The sequence below is a fragment of the Acinetobacter albensis genome, from assembly GCF_900095025.1.
Taxonomy (GTDB): domain Bacteria; phylum Pseudomonadota; class Gammaproteobacteria; order Pseudomonadales; family Moraxellaceae; genus Acinetobacter; species Acinetobacter albensis.
The window spans coordinates 1-1,795 of the sequence record NZ_FMBK01000028.1 but is presented as its reverse complement, the minus strand read 5'-3'; the positions used below and the strand labels follow the sequence as shown (position 1 = coordinate 1,795).

The following is a 1,795-nucleotide window of genomic DNA, read 5'->3' as shown; positions in this document are numbered from 1 at the left end:
TTTTATGGCTAATTACATCTTCGGATATGAGAACTTGCGGAATATATTCCTCATTCGAAAGATAAGACAGGGGAAACAGCGTTTTCCGCTGTCGCAAATATTACATATTCGGATAGTTCGGACCACCACCACCTTCAGGGGTCACCCAAGTGATGTTTTGAGACGGATCTTTGATGTCACAGGTCTTACAGTGCACACAGTTCGCAGCATTGATTTGAAAACGCTTTGAACCATCATCATTTTCCATGATTTCATACACTCCCGCCGGACAATAACGCTGTGCAGGTTCATCCCATTTCGGTAAGTTGATGTTGACTGGAATAGAAGCATCGGTCAGTTTTAAATGTGCAGGCTGATTTTCTTCATGCACCGTATTTGAAACAAACACCGAAGACAAACGATCAAAAGTCAATTTGTTATCTGGTTTTGGATAAGTCGGCTTGAAATTCACCGCATCAACGCTTTTTAACGCACCAAAGTCAGTCACCAAGTCATGCAAGGTAAATGGAACCCTGAAAATATTCTGATCGATGAAATTAAATGCACCGCCCATCCATTGACCAAACTTATGCATGGCAGGACCAAAGTTACGCGACTGATAGAGCTCTTCTTTCAACCAGCTCTTGTTAAACTTGTCTGTATATGCAGTGAGTTCTTTAGCAAAGAAATCTTCACCCTCGACCACACGTGCAATCGCCAAGTCACCGCCTTTTTCTACGCCGGCAGCAATCGCTTCAAATACCGCTTCACCCGCCAACATGCCAGACTTCATGGCAGTATGAGAGCCTTTGATTTTGGCGAAGTTTAAGAAACCTGCATCATCTCCAATCAGCGAACCACCCGGGAAAGTGAACTTCGGTAGTGAATTAAAACCACCTTTGGTGACAGCACGTGCACCATAAGAAATACGCTTACCGCCTTCCAAATATTGTTTAATCAACGGGTGGGTTTTCCAACGCTGCATTTCTGCAAAAGGATACATATGTGGATTGGTATACGATAAATCGACAATCATGCCCAAGGTCACTTGGTTGTTTTCTGCGTGATATAACCACCAACCGCCAGAAGACCCAGTTTCATTTAACGGCCAGCCTGCACCATGCATCACCAAACCCGCTTTATGTTTCGCTGGATCAATTTCCCACAACTCTTTAATCCCAATACCGTAATGCTGTGGATCAGCATCTTGATCAAGATTGAATTGAGAAATTAAACGCTTGCCTAAATGACCACGACAGCCTTCAGCAAAAAGGGTGTATTTGGCATGTAATTCATAACCTGGGGTAAAGTTATGGGTCGGTTGACCATCTTTACCAATGCCCATATCACCCGTTTGAATGCCTTTGACCGTACCATCGGTATGATACAAAATTTCAGAGGCTGCAAAGCCGGGGAAAATCGAAACTTCAAGTTCTTCAGCTTTGGTTCCTAACCAACGCACCACATTGCCGAGTGAGATGACATAGTTGCCATCATTATGCATGGTTTTAGGCACCATCCAGTGCGGTGCTTCTTGAGATTTTTGATCAGACAATAAGAAGAATGTTTTATCTTCAGTCACAGGCACATTGAGAGGAGCACCTTCTTCCTTCCAGTTGGGGAACAACTCATTCATGGCACGTGGTTCAAGGACCGCGCCTGATAAAATGTGTGCACCGACTTCGGAGCCTTTTTCCACGACACACACGGACAAATCTGCAAGGTTGTTTTCAATGGCAAGCTGACGGATTTTGATTGCAGCAGATAGACCCGCAGGGCCGGCACCTACGATTACAACGTCAAACTCCATGGATTC

General features: G+C 44.5%; 1 protein-coding gene. It reads right to left on the bottom strand.

Annotated features, from left to right (window positions below; all coding sequences use genetic code 11):
• Nucleotides 1-100: 100 nt before the first annotated feature.
• A partial coding sequence (locus GA0116959_RS14135; RefSeq protein ID WP_141684236.1) for an electron transfer flavoprotein-ubiquinone oxidoreductase occupies nt 101-1,795 on the bottom strand: 1,695 nt, incomplete at its 5' end.